The sequence below is a fragment of the Paraburkholderia sp. BGA-UO-ETr-F21 genome, assembly GCF_059567925.1.
This window is the reverse complement of record NZ_JCAQOY010000007.1, coordinates 280,162-297,653: the sequence shown is the minus strand read 5'-3', so window position 1 is coordinate 297,653 and position 17,492 is coordinate 280,162. Positions and strand designations below refer to the sequence as shown.

Annotated in this window: 14 protein-coding genes; 13 read left to right on the top strand and 1 reads right to left on the bottom strand. The window is 61.4% G+C overall.

From position 1 onward, the window contains the following. Positions 1 to 235: 235 nt before the first annotated feature. From AC57B1_RS06160 to wecB, 5 genes are all read left to right on the top strand, one after another. A complete protein-coding gene (locus AC57B1_RS06160) occupies positions 236 to 1,084 on the top strand; it encodes an ABC transporter permease (RefSeq protein ID WP_496416968.1) in 849 nt (282 codons plus the stop codon). Between the two features lie 12 nt (positions 1,085 to 1,096). After that, positions 1,097 to 2,455 (top strand): ABC transporter ATP-binding protein, encoded by a 1,359-nt coding sequence (locus AC57B1_RS06155; RefSeq protein WP_496416967.1) that lies wholly within the window; start codon positions 1,097 to 1,099, stop codon positions 2,453 to 2,455. A 216-nt stretch (positions 2,456 to 2,671) separates the two neighbouring features. Then, positions 2,672 to 5,215: a glycosyltransferase gene (locus tag AC57B1_RS06150; protein WP_496416966.1), complete on the top strand. Its 2,544-nt coding sequence runs from the start codon at positions 2,672 to 2,674 to the stop codon at positions 5,213 to 5,215. A gap of 66 nt (positions 5,216 to 5,281) precedes the next feature. Further along, complete coding sequence (locus AC57B1_RS06145) at positions 5,282 to 6,469, top strand: methyltransferase domain-containing protein (protein WP_496416965.1); 1,188 nt, start codon at positions 5,282 to 5,284, stop codon at positions 6,467 to 6,469. A gap of 67 nt (positions 6,470 to 6,536) precedes the next feature. Continuing rightward, positions 6,537 to 7,640: a non-hydrolyzing UDP-N-acetylglucosamine 2-epimerase gene (wecB, locus tag AC57B1_RS06140; protein WP_408342228.1), complete on the top strand. Its 1,104-nt coding sequence runs from the start codon at positions 6,537 to 6,539 to the stop codon at positions 7,638 to 7,640. A 21-nt stretch (positions 7,641 to 7,661) separates the two neighbouring features. Here the strand turns inward: wecB and AC57B1_RS06135 are convergent, their stop codons facing one another. Further along, positions 7,662 to 8,390, bottom strand: coding sequence for a TetR/AcrR family transcriptional regulator (locus AC57B1_RS06135; protein WP_408184293.1), 729 nt, complete (start codon positions 8,388 to 8,390; stop codon positions 7,662 to 7,664). A 373-nt stretch (positions 8,391 to 8,763) separates the two neighbouring features. On the opposite strand from AC57B1_RS06135, the gene AC57B1_RS06130 reads away from it, so the two are divergent. The 8 genes from AC57B1_RS06130 to AC57B1_RS06095 all read left to right on the top strand — a co-directional run bounded on the left by AC57B1_RS06130 (position 8,764) and on the right by AC57B1_RS06095 (position 17,459). Next, positions 8,764 to 10,371 (top strand): 6-hydroxynicotinate reductase, encoded by a 1,608-nt coding sequence (locus tag AC57B1_RS06130; RefSeq protein ID WP_496416964.1) that lies wholly within the window; start codon positions 8,764 to 8,766, stop codon positions 10,369 to 10,371. Positions 10,372 to 10,438: 67 nt separating this feature from the next. Continuing rightward, on the top strand, positions 10,439 to 11,377 hold the full coding sequence (locus AC57B1_RS06125) for a UPF0280 family protein (protein ID WP_496416963.1): 939 nt from the start codon (positions 10,439 to 10,441) through the stop codon (positions 11,375 to 11,377). Further along, positions 11,353 to 11,943, top strand: coding sequence for an amino acid synthesis family protein (locus AC57B1_RS06120; protein ID WP_408184290.1), 591 nt, complete (start codon positions 11,353 to 11,355; stop codon positions 11,941 to 11,943). The genes AC57B1_RS06125 and AC57B1_RS06120 overlap by 25 nt, the downstream gene beginning before the upstream one ends. A 60-nt stretch (positions 11,944 to 12,003) precedes the next feature. Beyond that, a complete protein-coding gene (locus tag AC57B1_RS06115) occupies positions 12,004 to 12,588 on the top strand; it encodes an amino acid synthesis family protein (RefSeq protein WP_496416962.1) in 585 nt (194 codons plus the stop codon). Between the two features lie 140 nt (positions 12,589 to 12,728). Then, positions 12,729 to 14,669 (top strand): ABC transporter permease, encoded by a 1,941-nt coding sequence (locus AC57B1_RS06110; RefSeq protein WP_496416961.1) that lies wholly within the window; start codon positions 12,729 to 12,731, stop codon positions 14,667 to 14,669. After that, positions 14,666 to 15,475 (top strand): ABC transporter ATP-binding protein, encoded by an 810-nt coding sequence (locus AC57B1_RS06105; protein ID WP_408184287.1) that lies wholly within the window; start codon positions 14,666 to 14,668, stop codon positions 15,473 to 15,475. The genes AC57B1_RS06110 and AC57B1_RS06105 overlap by 4 nt, the downstream gene beginning before the upstream one ends. Next, entirely contained in the window at positions 15,472 to 16,185 is a 714-nt protein-coding gene (locus AC57B1_RS06100) for an ABC transporter ATP-binding protein (RefSeq protein WP_408342236.1), read from the top strand. Before AC57B1_RS06105 ends, AC57B1_RS06100 begins: the two co-directional genes overlap by 4 nt. A 74-nt stretch (positions 16,186 to 16,259) precedes the next feature. Then, positions 16,260 to 17,459: an amidohydrolase family protein gene (locus AC57B1_RS06095; protein ID WP_408342238.1), complete on the top strand. Its 1,200-nt coding sequence runs from the start codon at positions 16,260 to 16,262 to the stop codon at positions 17,457 to 17,459. Positions 17,460 to 17,492: the final 33 nt, after the last annotated feature.

Genomic DNA, 17,492 nt, shown 5'->3' with positions numbered 1-17,492 from the left:
AATACGAATGCTGGTGAGCTTTCGGTTATTAATCTTTTGCACATTTTAGATGTGAATTTAACTACTTCAAGATAGTGATATTCGTTCGCGCGAGTTTGGCAAGACCGTAGGGTTATTCAAGCGCAATGGAGCAGGCACCGACTGGCGAAATCCCGGCAGGTTCATTCGTCGCCGCATGATTTGCCTCTTCGTTGACCGTTAAATCAGCCGGCGCTGTTCAAGGCGATCTGCCAATATGAGCTTTACCTATAAACACGATGGTCGCGAGGAATCTCATCCTCGTGCTCATTTTCGCGATCTTTTGTTGGTTCCCTGGCAGCAACGCCAGCTTATCGTCGCGCTAACCAGGCGGGATATATTGAGCCGATATCGCGGATCGGTAATGGGGCTGGCGTGGTCTATCGTTCAGCCGTTGATCATGCTCGCCATGTACACGGTTGTTTTCGGCACGCTGTTGAAATCGCGCTGGCCAGGAACCGACACTAGTTTTCAGTTCGCGGTGATTCTGTTCGTGGGCCTCATTCTCTTCAATTTCTTCGCCGAGTGCCTGAATAGAGCGCCGACCATTATCACGACCAACGCGAACTACGTGACAAAGGTCGTCTTTCCTCTTGAAATCCTGCCGTGGATTACCGTCGCCTCGGCGGCATTTCACTTCATGACGAGTCTTGCCGTCTGGGTTGTCTTCGCGCTGTGCGTCTACGGAAAGCTTCAATGGACGATCGTCTTTTTGCCGGCGCTCTTCATTCCGCTCGCGTTTGTCGGCGTGGGTGTGGGTTGGCTGTTCGCCGCCACCGGCGTCTACGTGCGCGACCTGACCTATGTCACCACGCTGCTTTCATCCCTGTTGATGTTCCTGTCGCCGGTTTTCTACGCGCTCGATACTTTGACGCCCGCTTTCAGGGCACTCATTCTGGCCAATCCGCTGACTTTCATCATCGAGCAGGCACGAGCGGTCATGATCGCGGGCGAGTTGCCTGACTTTGCGGGGATCGCGATCTATCTGCCATGCAGCATCGCTTTCGCGTGGCTCTGTCTGGCCTGGTTCCAGAAGACACGCGAAGGATTCGCGGACGTTCTGTAAAGGCCGAAGCTCATGGAAATGAATCAGGTTGGCAAGCCTGAAACCACGATTCAGGTGACAGGTGCGTCGAAGCGTTTCGACATATACGAAACGCCGCTCGACCGTCTCAAGCATATCGTCTTCCCAAAACGCACCGGGTATTCGCGGGAATTCTGGGCGCTTCGGGACGTTTCGCTCTCGGTCACACGCGGCGAAACGGTCGGCATCATTGGGCGCAACGGGTCCGGCAAGTCCACGCTCTTGCAGATAATTTGCGGAACACTGCGCCCCACCCAGGGTGACATCGCGATCAACGGTCGCGTGGCGGCGCTGCTCGAATTGGGAGCCGGTTTCAATCTGGAGTTTTCCGGTCGGGAAAACGTCTATCTGAACGCCGCCATGCTGGGAATGACTGCCGACCAGATCGATCGGAAATTCGCCAGCATCGAGCAGTTCGCGGAAATTGGCGATTTCATCGATCAGCCAGTCAAAACTTACTCGAGCGGCATGTATGTGCGCCTCGCGTTTGCCGTGGCCATTCACGTCGACCCGGCGGTCTTGATCATCGACGAAGCCCTTGCCGTGGGCGACGCGCGCTTCCAGGCCAAATGCTTCAACAAGATCAAGGAACTCAAGGATTCAGGTGTCACGATTCTTTTCGTGTCGCATGACGTCGGCTCGGTGCGAACCTTGTGTGAGCGTGCCGTCTGGCTCGATGGTGGGCGGGTTCGGATGGCGGGCAACGCGTTCGCCGTTACCGCGCAATACACGCAGTTCATGTCCGAAGGACTCGGCGAAAGCGAAGCGATCGGAGTGTCCGGTCAGTCGGCAGACAGCGCGGCCGGTGTTGAGGAAGAAGCGAAGCAGAACGATCAGGCCGCTGAAAGCGCGGGGCGGATCGCCCCAACTGCCAGTGACGAACCGATCAACCATTGGGGAACGCACGTCGGATCGATCGTGTCGGCCCAGGTCCTGAACTCGGCCGGTCGGCGCCAAAGCGTGTTCACGGCATTCGAGCCGATGATCGTCCGCCTGGCGATCCAGATTCCTGAAGGCATCGATCGCCGCGCGCTGAGCGTGGCTTTCTCCATTAAGGATACGAAAGGCACGGATCTGATCGTCCGGACCACTCACGACGAGAAAGGCATTGACTTCGATTTCGAAGGCAGTGAGTTCGACATCGCGTTTCGCCTGAGAAACCAGCTCAACACAGGCCGGTATCTGCTCGTGGCGGCCCTCGAAGACCGGTCTGCCGCAGTGCCGCAGTACTACGAGTACATCGAGGGCGCCGGCTATTTCTCTTCCTATGTTGAAAGCGATAGATACGGGCTGTTCCTGCCGGATATCACAGAAGAAATACGCATGGAAGAAACGCCTTCAGACAGGCGGTGACGGCATCAGAAAGAGCAATTGGAATAACGGCGACTCGAGAGGTTGGCCATGGACAGACAAGAAGCAATGCCAAACGTAACGCGGAGACACACCCTCGCATCGGTCACGAAGCGGAGCACTTCGATCTCAGACGCGGATGCTCTCATCACGCAACACGAGCAGATTGCAGAGGAGCAGCGTCTCGCGCGCAGAGACCGGTACACACTGGCGAAGCGGTTGTCGGACGCGCTGTCGGAAATCCATAGTCTCAAGCGCTCGCTGAACGACGTGTCGAGCGAGCTTGTGCGCGAGGTTCGCGAGCGCGAGCGTGTGCAGGGCTCCCTTGGCGAAATTTTCGAAAGCAGTTCGTGGAAGTTGACCGCGCCAATGCGACGGATTGCGAGCGCGGTTTATGCGCTGGCGGCGCGCGGCAAGACGCAGACGCCGGCGGTTGCCGTTGTACCCATGCATGACGTCCTGCCCGTAGCCGGCGGAGACTACGAAGTCCATACACGCGCCCAGGCGGCATACTTTGGGAACTACGCGAAGGAACCCTCGAAACAAAGAAGGCACCAGATCAGCCGCCTGCTTACGGCGCATCCGGACCGCCGGGGTGTGGTGCTGTGCCCGGTTGCCTACGATCTTTCGCTCAAGCAGCGTCCCGACCACCTCATGGCCGAGTTCGCAAAGGCGGGCTATCTTTGCGTGATGCTGGAGTACGGCGGTCTTTATCCCGTGATCCAGCCCAAGTCAAACAACCTGTACGTGTCCAACATGGTCGAGGATTTCCTCGGCTATTTTCAGGACGAGCCGGTCACGCTCTATCTTCACTGGCCCGGTTTCAAGTACGTCGCCGAAATCTGCCGTGCCGCATTGACGATTTACGATGTTCTCGATGACCTGACCATCTTCGCGAACTACTCCGACGTCATGCGTTGCGACCACGAGGTCTTGCTGCAGATCGCGAATGTCTGCCTGTTCTCGTCGAATCGGCTGTACGAGGCGAACCGCGCGAAGGTCACGAATGCGCTGCTGCTGGAAAACGGGGTTTATCCGGAAGACTTCGTTCACGGCGAGCGCGAGCGATGCGACGTGCCGGCGAAGCTGTACGAGATGGTGGCGAACCGGAAGGTAGTCGGCTACCACGGTGCAATTTCCGAGTTGCTCGATTTTGATTTGCTCGACGAAATCGTGCGACTCGACGGCGTGGTGATGCTGTTCGTCGGTCCTGTCGTCGCTTTCGAGCCGCAATACAGCGTCGAGGTTCAGGAGCGCATGGAGCGTCTGAAGACGTTCGACAATTTCATTCACCTCGGCCCGAAACCGTATGCCGAACTGAAGCACTATCTCGCCTGGATCGATGTCGGTATTGTGCCGTTCGTTGTCAGCGAGAAAACCGACCCCGTTTCGCCGCTGAAGCTGTTCGAGTATCTGGCCGCCGGGAAACCGGTGATCGGCACGCCGACCCGGACCATCAGGGAATACGAACACGCCATTATCGTCGCCTCGGGAATCGACTTCGTCGACGCAGTAGCGAGCGGCCAGTGGTCCTCCGCGTACACGGAGGCGTCCGCAGAGGTTGCGAACGCGCACGCCTGGCCGGTGCTTCACGCGCCGTTGCTCAGACAGGTCAACGCCGGGAACGTGACGAGGCTGACGGCCGCTTGCGCACGGCGCACGGTGAAGGTGGACATCATCAACGTCAACTTCTACGACTGGAACGGCGAAACCGTCTATAAGGGCGGGGCGGAACGCTACGTCTACGACCTCGCAGTCGTGCTGCATGGCATGGGCTGCGAGGTTCGTCTGTTGCAGAACGCCCGGGAGCCGTTCGAGCGCGATTTCCGAGGCGTCAAGGTAGTCGGGATCAATGCCGCCGACAATCTGGATTTCGACGTGATGTCTGGCAAGTACGCCCAATTCTGCGCGGATGTCGATCTCATTATCGCGTCACCGACTGAACTTGCCGCGTCGCTCGGGAAAAACAAGCGCGTTATCTCGATCAACCACGGCATTCATTGGGACGGAGCCTCCAATAACCTCGCCACATTTGACCGGGGACGCTATGAACCGTTGTTCCGCGCGCTGCGCAACAGCGACCAATGCGTGTGTGTCGATACGAATTTCATCAACTGGGTGCGAACCTATGACTGGGCGCTCGCCAATACACTCACGTACGTCCCGAACTACGTCGATCTCGAGTCTTTCAGGAGCCATCCGAAGAACTTCGAGACGGAGGAGTTATGCGTTCTGCTGCCGCGCCGGCTTTATGAAGCGCGAGGTCTCTATCTGACCATCAACGCGTTCGATCTCCTGTTTTCGCGGCGCCCGGACATCCGCCTGGTCCTGTGCGGTCAGGCGATCGACCACGATGCGCAAGCGGTGAAAGCGTTCATGGCGCGTCATCCGCACAGGGTGACGTGGATCGAATACGACATGGAGGACATGTACAAAGCTTATGTCGACAGCCATATCGTGCTGGTGCCGACCATGTATTCGGAAGGAACCTCGCTATCCTGTATCGAGGCGCTGGCGACCAATAACGCGGTCATAGCGACCAACGTCGGCGGACTGCCGAACCTGATCGTCGACGGGTACAACGGCAAGCTGATCCGTGCGGACTATATCGAGCTTGCGGCCGCTATCGAAGAACTGGCCGACGATCGAACGAGGCTCGCGAGACTCGCGGCGCACGGACTCGAGTCCTCGGCCGCGTTTGCCAAGCAGGAATGGGAAAAGCGCTGGCGCGAAGTCATCGAAAGCACACTGACTGTCGACTAGGCATCTTTGCTCCCTATCGCGAACGTCCGCGCATTCAATCGAATGAGCAGACCAACAGGCCTTGTAATGACAGACATCAACTCAAAGCAATACTGGGACCATCGTTTTTCGACGGACTGGGTCTCTGCCGGCGGACATGGCCAAACGCGATTTTTCGCGACGATTGCGGCTACGCTGATGCCGGACTGGTTCAAGGACCTGATGTTGCGCGAGCAATGGAAGATTTGCGACTGGGGTTGTGCGGAGGGGCAGGGCGTAGATGAACTGAGCAAATGGCTTGGCGTGAACTCGATCACCGGAGTCGATATTTCGGAAGTGGCGATCGAGAAGGCCCGGGCCTCCTTTCCCCATGGGTGTTTCAAAGCGCAGTCTCTCGACGAGCTAGACGACTACGACGTCATTTTTTCGTCGAATACGCTTGAGCATTTCGACCGCCCGTTCGATGTTGTCACACGGCTTGCGGAGCACACCAGGCGTTTTCTGGTTCTGCTTCTGCCGTTTCAGGAATATGACCGGATCCCCGAGCATTTCTTCACGTTCGACCTGGCCAACATTCCCGTCTGTCCGGTGCCCGGTTTCGCCGCAGTGGCCTGCCGCGTCGTCGACACGTCGAAAATCAATATCAACTACTGGAACGGGAAACAGATATTGCTCGTCTACGCGCGGCTCTCGGCGCTCGGAGACACTCGGCCCGATCTGCGCAATTTCTTTGTTGGCGACGATACTTACGAGGCGTTTGCGCGAAAGCGCAGTGAAGGCATTGCACAGATGCATGCCTTAGAGAGGGAGCAGTTCGCGGCACAGCTTGCTCAAACTCATAGCGAGCGTGCTGCGACGACCGCGCGTCTCGAATCGACAGAGAACACGCTGCAGCAAGTATGCGCAGAACTCGATGCGGAGAAGATGAAGCAGAAGCGCTTGCAAGAGACGCTCTCCGAACGGGATCAAGCACTCGACGAATTGAAGCAAGCGCTCAGCGAGCGGGAGCAGACAGTCCGCGAACTAACACGAGCAATCACCGAACGCGACCAGACAATGGGCGAAGCGAGCCAGGAACGCCGCGCTCTGTCCGTGGAGATTGCTTCGCTTCATGCGGGCATCAAAAAACACAAGGACGAAGGCGAACATTGCGCCGCGTTGCTGACCGAAGTCCGAGCGCATGCGGACGCGGTCGAAAGGCAATTGAACACGATGCTGCGCTCGAAGACCTGGCGGCTCAGAAGCGCGATCCGCCGGTTGGTCGGTAGAGCCTGACCGTGCGAAGGCACACCATCGACTGCGACTGCCCATCCTTTATCAAGTCCCCATACCGGAAAACGCCGTGAAAAAACGTAAGATCATCGTCACTATCGGAACGCGTCCCGAAGCTGTGAAAATGGCGCCGCTCGTCAAGCGGTTGCAGCGCGAAGACTGGGCGGACTGCCGCGTCCTGGCAACGGCGCAGCATCGCGGCATGCTCGATCAGGTGTTGCGTCTGTTCGAGATCGAAGCCGATATCGACCTCGATATCATGCAACCCAATCAGTCGCTACCCATGCTGACATCGCGGCTCATGGTTCGCCTCGATGATGTCCTTGCCGCCGAACAGCCCGACGTGCTGCTCGCGCAGGGCGATACGACCACTGTACTGACGGCGGCGCTCGCATCCTTTTACCGGCGCGTGCCGGTCGGGCATGTCGAAGCCGGACTGAGAACCGGTGATCTGTCGAATCCGTTTCCGGAAGAAATGAATCGTGTGGTCGCAAGCCGGCTTGCGCGCTGGCATTTCGCACCGACGGAGACCGCGAAACAGAATCTCCTCACAGAAGGTATCGATGCAGCGAGCGTGTTCGTCACCGGCAACACGGTCATCGACGCGTTGCTGGACGTGGCAGGGCGCTGCGATGGTGCAACGCCTTTCAAAGGCGATAGCCGGCTGATTCTAGCGACCTCGCACCGTCGCGAGAATTTTGGCGAGGCGTTTCAGAACATTCTTCGAGCAATCAAATCGATCGCCGATAACAATCCCGACGTTCATGTGCTCTATCCGGTTCACCCGAATCCGAACGTGCGTGAAACGGCCTACGCCCATCTCGACAACCATCCACGGATCACGCTGTGCGAACCCCTGGATTACCTACCGTTCGTTGCGGCGATGAAGCAGGCCTATCTGATCCTGACCGACTCCGGTGGCGTGCAGGAGGAGGCGCCCGCGCTCGGCAAACCGGTGCTCGTGCTACGGCGCGAGACAGAGCGCCCGGAGGCGGTCGCGCACGAGGTCGTCAAGCTCGTGGGCACCGAATACGCCGACATTGTCTCGAACACGCAACGGCTACTCGACGACCCGGCCGAATACAAGCGTATGGCGCGAGGCGTGTCGCCTTATGGTGACGGCCACGCGTGCGGACGAATCGTAAGCGTATTGAGAGATCACTTTCAGGTGTAGCGCCATCTTGCGGCGGAGCGGTTATGCCTCGCTATTCTGGCTTGCCTCGTTCACCGCGACCGTGAGCGCCGCCGCATCCGGCGGCACCGGCAAACTCGACCGCACCGCGCGCAGCACCGTGTCCTTGATCACCTCGCACCAATGCTCGAGCGCCGCCTTCTCCATGAGCGGCTCACCCAGAAACGCGCCCAACGTGTACTGATTGGCGTTATAAAAATACCCGAGCGAGGCGATCATCAAATACACATCGCGCGCTTTGACATCGGCACGGAACACCTGCTGCGCCTGACCCGCGTCCAATAACTTCTGCACCACCGAAATTGCATAGCCGGAAATCTCCTTAAGTTTGAGGGATTTCTTCGCGTGCTTGCCTTGATGCAGATTTTCGCTGGAGAGCAGCGTGACGAACTCGGGATGATCGAGGTAGTACTGCCAGACGAACTCGACCATCTGTTCGAGCCCATGCACCGGGTTGGCCAGGTCGAGATCGAGCTTGCTTTCCGCCTCGTTGAACTGCGTGTAGATCGTTTCCAGAACCTCGACGAACAACTGTTCCTTGCTGCCGAAGTAGTAATAAATCATGCGGTCGTGCGAGCGCGCCGCCTTCGAAATACTCTCCACGCGGCCACTCGCATAGCCCTGCTTGGCAAAGACCTTGATGGCCGCTTTCAGAATCTTGGCGCGAGTGTCCTGCGCCTGTTTCGCACGGATGCCGGTAGCGCCCGGTTTGCGGGCGGCGGTGGGACTCATGGCGGTCTCGGATCTCTTGTTAGCGTAGGTTGAACGGCACGCGCCGCAGCCGGCCAGGCACGGGCGCGCCTTCATCATACAGCCCGCATGGACGGTTGCGGGATGCGCTGCGCGATCATTCACTTCGGCGTAGATTGAAGCGTCATTCAGACGGTGATGTCGCGTTGCACCAATCACGCGCATGCCAGTAAATACGTTGCGCAGACTAAATTGATCGAGTAGATTTCTAACGAGTTTGGTGTAGCGGATACTACACGAACGGTGAGTGGCCGCAACATGGAAGTTGGCGGGTCACGCGAAAGTGCCTTCAAACAAGGGCTATTCGTGAGCCGAAGCGGGACCGATTGTAATGTCGTCGTATGGGAACCCCACCATGACAGAACATACGAAGGTCGATTTCGGAGCGGAAAGCGTCGACGGTGAAACCGCTTCGACGCCGGGTCCGACCGTGCTCGAGAAGGCGGCGCCGCGCAGCGAGCGGATGGCGTCGAACAAGATTGAATGCAACGCGTGCCCGGTGCTGTGTCAAATATCAGCAGGGCGCACCGGCGCATGCGACCGTTATGCGAACGCCGACGGCAGGCTGATTCGTGTCGATCCGGTGGTGTTCCTGTCGCACGCGCCTTTAACAGCCGAAGCGGGCGCAGGCAGCGCGAACGCCACGATCGAATTTGGTGCGGCTTCCGAAGTGCGGGACCCCACGGCCGAACAGGCGCTGTTCGTGACCGGCGTCGGCGCATCCTCCACGTATCCCGACTACAAACCGGCGCCCTTTATCGTTGCTTCGAAACTCGACGACGTCGACATGATCACGGTCGTCACGGAAGGCATTTTCAGCTACTGCAGCTTCAAGGTGAAGATCGACACCGACCGCTTCCTCGGGCCGGAGCAGTCGAACGTGCGTTGCCAGGGCGAGATCGTCGGCCATGTGACGACGGCCGAATACGGTTCGCAGATGCTGAGCCTCGGCGGCGTGCATCATCTTACCGGCGGCAGCAAGAAAGAAGGCCGCGTGACGTGCGACATGATGCTCGCGCTCGGCAACAAGGAGGCGGTGGAACTGAGCATCGATGGCGGCGCGAGTCTGGTGATTCGCGCGGGCGCTGCGCCGATTGTCGACGGTGTCGAGGAGCAGCGCATGCGCGTGGGCTGCGGGTCGGCCACGATCGGCATCTTCGCGAAGCAATGGTTCGGTCATGCCGACGAAGTGGTGGTCGTCGACGATCACATTACCGGCGTGCTGACCGAGCATCAGGCGGGTCGCTGTCTCGGCATGACGCGCTCAGGTCTGAAGATTCGCGGACGCAAGTCGACGCCGGGCCGTTATTTTCAGGTGGCCAATCCCGGCACGGGTTGGGGCGGCACCGACATTCAGGACCCGCTCGCGATTGTCGAAGGCTTCGATCCTGCCGTCGCCAGGCCCGGTATGCGCCTGCTGATGGTATCCACCACCGGCGAGCACGCGCAGTGGTACGAACTCGATCAGGATCTCGTGCCGCGCATCGCGGCGATGCCGGAGGCGGTGCGCCGCACGGTCGAACGGATCGGCGAGAACTGCGAGCCGTCGCTGGCCACCGTGCTGTTTCTCGGCGGCGCGGGCGGCAGCCTGCGGGCGGGTGCCACGGAAAACCCGGTGCTGCTCACGCGCGCGATCAAACAGAAACTGGTCAACGTGACCTGCGGCGGCGCGCCGGCTTACGTGTGGCCGGGCGGCGGCATCACGGTGATGGTGGATGTCTCGCGCATGCCCGACCGTTCGTTCGGCACGGTGCCGACACCCGCCATTGTCGCGCCGATCGAATTCACCATGACCTATGACGCGTATCGCGATCTGGGTGGTCATCTCGACGCGGTGCGCTCACTAGAGAGCATATTGGCCAACGGGCCGGAGCATACGGAAGGCGCGCCGCTCGCGCGCCGAACCGTGGCGCGCAATCCCGACAATCCGTGGCCGCCCGCCATGCCGCCGATGCTCGGTTAACGGCGCCGCCCGCGCCGATCTAAACAACCCAACGCACCTAAAAGACGCAACGCACGTAACGGACACGATGAACCCAACCCGCACCCGACTCGATGCGACCCGCTGGCACTGGCAGCATGGGCCGATCGATCTGATCCTCAGCGCGGACGGCACGCCTTCGGCGGTGCAGGCCGCGTATGAGGCGTGCTGGGCGCGTTTTGTCGACGTGTTGCCGGAGCTGGTGGGCGAGTTGCCGCGGCTTCGGCAGCCTGTGCCGGCCGACTCGACGTTGAACGGCACAGCGTTGCAAGGCGCGGTTGCCCGTCGCATGTGGTCGGCCTGTCATCCTCACCGGGCGCGCTACATCACGCCGATGGCGGCGGTGGCGGGCAGCGTCGCCGATGAATTGATCACGGCGTTTGCGCGCGAAGACATCTCGCGCGCATTCATCAACAATGGCGGCGACATTGCGCTTTATCTGACCGAGGAACAGCAATACCGCGTCGGCGTGTTCGCCGACCTCGCATCGTTCTCGCCCGTGCGGCTGTCACGCGATCAGACGCTCGACGCCAACCTGACGCTCGACGCGAACCTGCCGGTACGCGGCATTGCGACGAGCGGCTGGCGCGGCCGCAGCTTCAGCCTCGGCATTGCCGACAGCGTCACCGTGCTCGCGCGCAACGCCGCCGCCGCGGACGCCGCCGCGACGATGATCGCCAATGCCGTCGATCTGGATCGCGCGGGGATCTTGCGGCGTCCGGCTTCGTCGTTGAAGGACGATAGCGACCTCGGCGACATGCTCGTCACAGTCGACGTGCCGTCCTTACCGCAGCCGCTGATCGATTTCGCGCTGGCGCGTGGCGTCGAAGCCGCCCAGCATTTGCTCGCACAAGGCTTGATTGAAGGCGCCGCGCTTTTCCTGCAAGGGCGGGTGCGCGTGGTTGGCATTCAGGACACAGGCGGGTTGCTCACGCAGCGCGCACAGATAAAAACGGAGGCTCCGTGTTCGAAATACGCCGCGTGCTGACGCACGTCGAAGACATCTTCCACGAGTTCGGGCCCGCGCCCGCGCAGCCGCTCAGGCGCGGCGCGATTGCCGCGGTGATGACGAACCCGTTCGCCGGGCGCTACGAAGCGAAAATCGAGCACGCAATGGAAGCGCTCAAGCCGATCGGCTTCGATATGGCGCAACGGTTGCTGGCGGCGATGGCGGTGCCGCATGCGTCGATTGAAAGTTACGGCAAGGGCGCGATTGTCGGCTCGCGTGGCGAACTGGAGCACGGCGCGTTGTGGCATGTGCCGGGAGGCTATGCGATGCGTGAGTTGCTGGAGAAGAACGGCGTGCCGACCAACGCCATCGTGCCGTCGACCAAGAAGGTCGGCGCGCCGTCCACCGCGCTCGACGTGCCGCTCACGCATGTCAATGCAAGCTACGTGCGCAGCCATTTCGACGCGATCGAAGTGCGCGTGCCCGGCGCGCCCGCAGCGGACGAGCTGGTGTATATCCTCGTGATGAGCACGGGGCAGCGCGTGCACGCGCGGGTGGGCGGCCTCGCGAAAGAGGCGATCGTGGGCAAGGACGGTTTGCGCTGAGCGCGCCTCGCTGGCGCACGGAAAATAACGCAGAGCAGGCATCGGAACTCGGAGAGCGAAATGGCAATCAAGCTTCGCAAGCTGGTCGTGCAAGTGGATGAAACACGCATTGAAATGGGCCAGGCCGTCGAGCCGCCGGCGCGCCGAGCCGTTGCAATTGCGGTGATCGATAACCCTTATGCCGGCCGCTACGAAGCCAAACTCGACGCGCTGATCGAAGCGGGCGAGGAGTTGGGCGCGTTGCTCGGCAACAAGTGTGTCGAAGCGCTCGGCATCGCGCCGGGCGACGCGCAAAGCTATGGCAAGGCTGCTATCGTCGGCGAGGCGGGCGAACTGGAGCATGCCGCCGCGATCCTGCATCCGAAGCTCGGCGCGCCACTGCGCGCGGCGGTGGAGAAAGGCGCGGCACTGGTGCCGTCCGCAAAGAAGATGGGCACGCTCGGCACCGCGATCGACGTGCCGCTCGGCCACAAAGACGCCGCCTTCGTGCGCAGTCATTTCGATGCGATCGAAGCGCGCGTGCCGGACGCGCCGCGTGCGAACGAAATTGTCGTCGCTGTCGCGGTAACGGCGTCAGGCCGGCCGCTGCCGCGCATCGGCGGGTTGCAGGTGAGCGAGATCAAAGGCGAAGACGGTCTGCGCTGAGTTTGCATCCGTTTATTTCGCTGTTACTGTCCTGCCGTTGACGCGTGCGTGCATGGTGCCGCACGCGCTGCAACGTCTGCTGATCGTATCGAATGCGCGAGGCCGCGCACTCGCCGTTCAGCAAGCTGCCGAGGGTCGCGATGTTTTCGAATTTGCTGGTACAGCTGGTCAACGGACTCGCCGACGCGTCGACGCTGTTTCTCGTCGCCGCCGGTTTGTCGTTGATCTTCGGCGTGACACGTATCGTCAACTTCGCGCACGGCTCGTTCTATATGTTCGGCATCTATGTCGCGTATAGCATCGCGAGCCGTTTCGGGCACACGGCGGGTGGCTTCTGGCTGTCGGTGCTGGCTGCGGCGCTGGTGGTCGCTGTGCTGGGCGCGCTAGTCGAGATGATCGTTCTGCGCCGCATCTACCAGGCGCCCGAGCTGTTTCATCTGCTCGCCACGTTCGCGCTGGTGCTGATCTTTCGCGATGCCGCGCTGTGGCTGTGGGGCCCGGAAGACCTGTTCGGCCCACGTGCGCCGCATCTGGCGGGCGCGGTCGATTTCCTCGGCCATCCGCTGCCTACCTACGACATTGCCTTGATCGTGATCGGTCCCGTGGTGTTGCTGCTGCTCTGGTACGCGTTGACCCGCACGCGCTGGGGCACGCTGGTGCGCGCCGCCACGCAGGATCGCGAGATGCTTGGCGCGCTCGGCATCAATCAGGCGTGGCTGTTTACCGGTGTGTTTTTCGTCGGCGCGTTTCTCGCCGGGTTGGGCGGCGCGCTGCAAGGGCCACGCATGTCGGCGAATCTGTCACTGGATCTGGAGACGATCGGCAACGCGTTCGTGGTGGTGGTGGTCGGCGGCATGGGTTCGATTCCGGGTGCGTTCATTGCCGCGCTGATCATCGCGGAGATCAAGGCGCTGTGCATCGGTATCGGCCACGTGACGATCTTCGGCGTCGGTCTGTCGTTGAGCCGCTTCACGCTGGTGGCTGAATTCGTCGTGATGGCGGTCGTGCTGGTGGTGCGTCCGTGGGGTCTGCTCGGCCGCGCGAGCGCCGCGGTTCGTGGCATGGCGGCGCCGGAAACGCCTTTGCGTCCGGCGGGCAAGCGACTCAAATGGCTGGCCGCCATCGCGTTGCTGGTTCTCGTGCTGGCGCCGCTCGCGGCCAACGCATTTCCGTACATGCCCGTATTGCTGGTCGAGATCCTGATCGCCGTGCTGTTCGCGACCAGTCTGCATTTCATCATGGGACCGGGCGGCATGCATTCGTTCGGCCACGCCGCCTACTTCGGACTGGGCGCATACGGCGCCGCGCTATTCCTCAAAGTATTGAATTTGCCGATGGAAGCCGCGTTGCTGCTCGGCCCGCTATTGGCGGTGGCCGGCGCGCTGGTGTTCGGCTGGTTCTGCGTGCGCCTCTCCGGCGTCTATCTCGCGATGCTGACGCTCGCGTTCGCGCAGATCGTCTGGTCGGTCGTATTCCAGTGGGACGACGTGACGGGCGGCAGCAACGGCATTCTCGGTTTGTGGCCGTCGAACTGGTTGTCGTCGCCGGTGGCCTTTTACTACGTGACGCTCGCCTGCGCCGTGGTCGGCGTGTGGCTGTTGCGCAAGATGTTGTTTTCGCCGCTGGGTTACGCCATGCGGGCCTCGCGTGACTCCGTGCTGCGCGCCGAGGCGATCGGCATCGACGTGAAACGCGTGCAATGGGCCGCGTTCGTGATCGCGTCGCTGTTCTGCGGACTCGCCGGATCGCTCTATGCATTCTCGAAGGGCACGATTTCGCCGGAAGTGATCAGCGTGAGCCGTTCGGTGGACGGCCTCGTGATGGTGCTGCTCGGCGGCTTGCAGACACTCACCGGGCCGATTGTGGGCGCGGCCGTGTTCACGTGGCTGCAGGACACCGTCGCGCGGCAAACCGACTACTGGCAGGCGCTGCTGGGCTTCGCGATCCTGCTGTTGGTGATCGCGTTTCCGCAGGGGATCGTCGGCTTCATTCGCGAGCGTTTCGGCGACGATACCGCCGACCCGGCTGAAAAGAGCGCCGTCCCGCCTGCTCAGCGCGCGGCGATCAAGGAGGGGCTATGAGCTTGCTGCGCGTCAGCGGTCTCTCCAAATCGTTCGGCGGGCTCAAGGCGGTCGAGAACGTTTCCTTCGATCTCGAAGCGGGTCAATTGCTGGCCCTGCTCGGGCCGAACGGTGCGGGCAAGTCCACCTGTTTCAACATGGTCAACGGTCAGTTGACGCCTTCGTCCGGATCGATTCGTCTCGACGGTCATGAACTGGTCGGCATGCGTCCGCGCGACATCTGGCGGCTGGGCGTGGGCCGCACGTTTCAGATTGCCGCGACCTTCAACTCCATGACCGTGATCGAGAATGTGCAGATGGCGCTGGTCTCGCGCGAACGCCAGACCTTCGGGCTATGGAAGCCCGCCCGTTCGCGCTACGCCGACGAAGCCCTCGCGCTGCTCGACCAGGTCGGCATGGCCGCGGACGCGAACCGCGCGTGCGGCGTGCTCGCTTATGGCGATGTGAAGCGTGTGGAACTCGCGATTGCGCTGGCCAATCGCCCCAAGCTGCTGCTGATGGATGAACCCACCGCCGGCATGGCGCCGAAGGAGCGCAACGAGCTGATGGCGCTGACCAAACGTCTGGTCACCGAACACCAGATCGGCGTGCTGTTTACCGAGCACAGCATGGACGTCGTATTCGCCTACGCCGATCGCATGATCGTGCTCGCGCGCGGCAAGCTGATTGCCGAAGGCGACGCCGAGACGATCCGCAACGACCCGCGCGTGCAGGAAGTCTATTTCGGCACCGGCAAGACCTTCCAGCCGCACGCACCGCTGCACGACGCAGCCGGCGGCCATCAAGGCCAGGGAGCATTGCAATGAGCGAGCCGATGCTGAAAGTCTCCGGCCTCAACGCGTTCTATGGCCGCGCACATATTCTGTTCGACGTCGGCCTCGAAGTCGGCCGAGGCGAAGTCGTGGCGCTAATGGGCCGCAACGGCGCGGGCAAATCGACCACGATGAAAGCGGTGATGGGCCTGCTGCCGCGCCGGCACGGCGAAGTGAGTTTTCGCGGCCACAACATCACGGCGTTGCCGCCGTACAAGATCGCGCGCATGGGCATGGGCTTCGTGCCCGAGGATCGTCGCGTGTTCGCGGATCTGACCGTGATGGAGAACCTCGACACCGGCCGTCAGCCGCCGCGCGAAGGTGCACCGCAATGGACGCCGGAAAAACTGTTCCGCCTCTTTCCCAATCTCGGCGAAATGCCGCAACGTCCGGGCGGCCAGATGAGCGGCGGCGAGCAGCAGATGCTCACCGTGTCGCGCACCCTGATGGGCAATCCGTATCTGGTGCTGCTCGACGAACCGTCCGAAGGCGTGGCGCCGGTGATCGTCGAACAGATGGCGAACATGATTCTCGAACTCAAGCGCGAAGGGCTGTCGATCCTGTTGTCCGAACAGAACCTGCACTTCGCCGAGCTCGTCAGTGACCGCGCGTACGTGCTCGAAAAAGGGCAGATCCGCTTCAGCGGCACGATCGGCGAACTCGCACAGAACGAAACAGTGAGGCGCGCTTATCTGAGCGTGTGAATCCATCGGCGCGTGCGAATCACACGCGGTCGCGCGTCGCGGGCGCCGGACAGTCGTTGTGAAAGGAGAAGCAGATGGCAGCAGAGACGTTGACAGGCTTGTCGGGCAAGGTCGCGGTAACGAACATCGGGCTGCTGTTATCCGGCGATATCGATCAGCCGATTCTCGACGCCAACACGCTGGTGATCGACGACGGCGTGATCGTCGCAGTCGGCCGCGAAAAGGACTGCGATCTCGAAGGCGCGCGCACGACGGTCGATTGCAAAGGCACGACGGTCGCGCCAGGTCTGATCGACTCGCATGTGCATCCCGTTTTCGGCGACTGGACGCCGCGCCAGAATCAGATGGGCTGGATCGAATCGAATCTGAACGGCGGCGTGACCACGATGATTTCCGCCGGCGAAGTGCATTTGCCCGGCCGCCCAAAAGACGTGCTCGGCGTCAAGGCGCTCGCCATTACCGCGCAACGTTCGTTCGAGGGCATGCGCGGCGCGGGTGTCGGCGGCGGCGTCAAGGTGATGGCGGGCGCACCGGTGATCGAGAAGGGGATGGTCGAGGAGGACTTCAAGGAGCTTTCGGAAGCGGGTGTCAAGCTGCTCGGCGAAGTCGGCCTGGGCAGTGTGAAGGGCGGCGAAGAAGCCGCGCAGATGGTGGCGTGGGCGCGCAAGTACGGCATTCAGAGCACGATTCACACGGGTGGTCCGTCGATTCCCGGCTCGGGCCTGATCGATCGCGACGTGGTGCTCGCCGCCGACGCGGACGTGATCGGCCACATCAACGGCGGGCATACGTCGCTGTCTTACCAGCATGTCTGCGATCTGTGCGAGCAGTCGAGCCGCGCGCTGGAAATCGTCCACAACGGTAATGAACGGATCGCCTTGCTGACCGCGCGCCATGCGATCGAATTGAAGTGTCCACACCGGATCATTCTCGGCACGGATAGTCCCGCCGGTTCCGGCGTGCAACCGCTCGGCATTTTGCGGATGATCGCGCTGATCTCAAGCCTTGCCGACGTGCCCGCGGAAATCGCCTTCTGCTTCGCGACGGGCAACACCGCGCGTCAACGTAATCTGCGCCAGGGGCTAATCGAAGTGGGCCGTCCCGCCGACCTCGTGTTCATGGACCGCGCGCAACACACGGCCGCCGATACGCTGCTCGAAAGCGTGCAGCTTGGCGATATTCCGGGCGTGGGCATGGTGATGATCGACGGGCTGATTCGCTGCCGGCGCAGCCGCAATACGCCACCGGCCACCGAAGTGCCGGTGGTGCTGTGAACGCCGATCGTACGGCTCGCGCAGCGGGGCTGG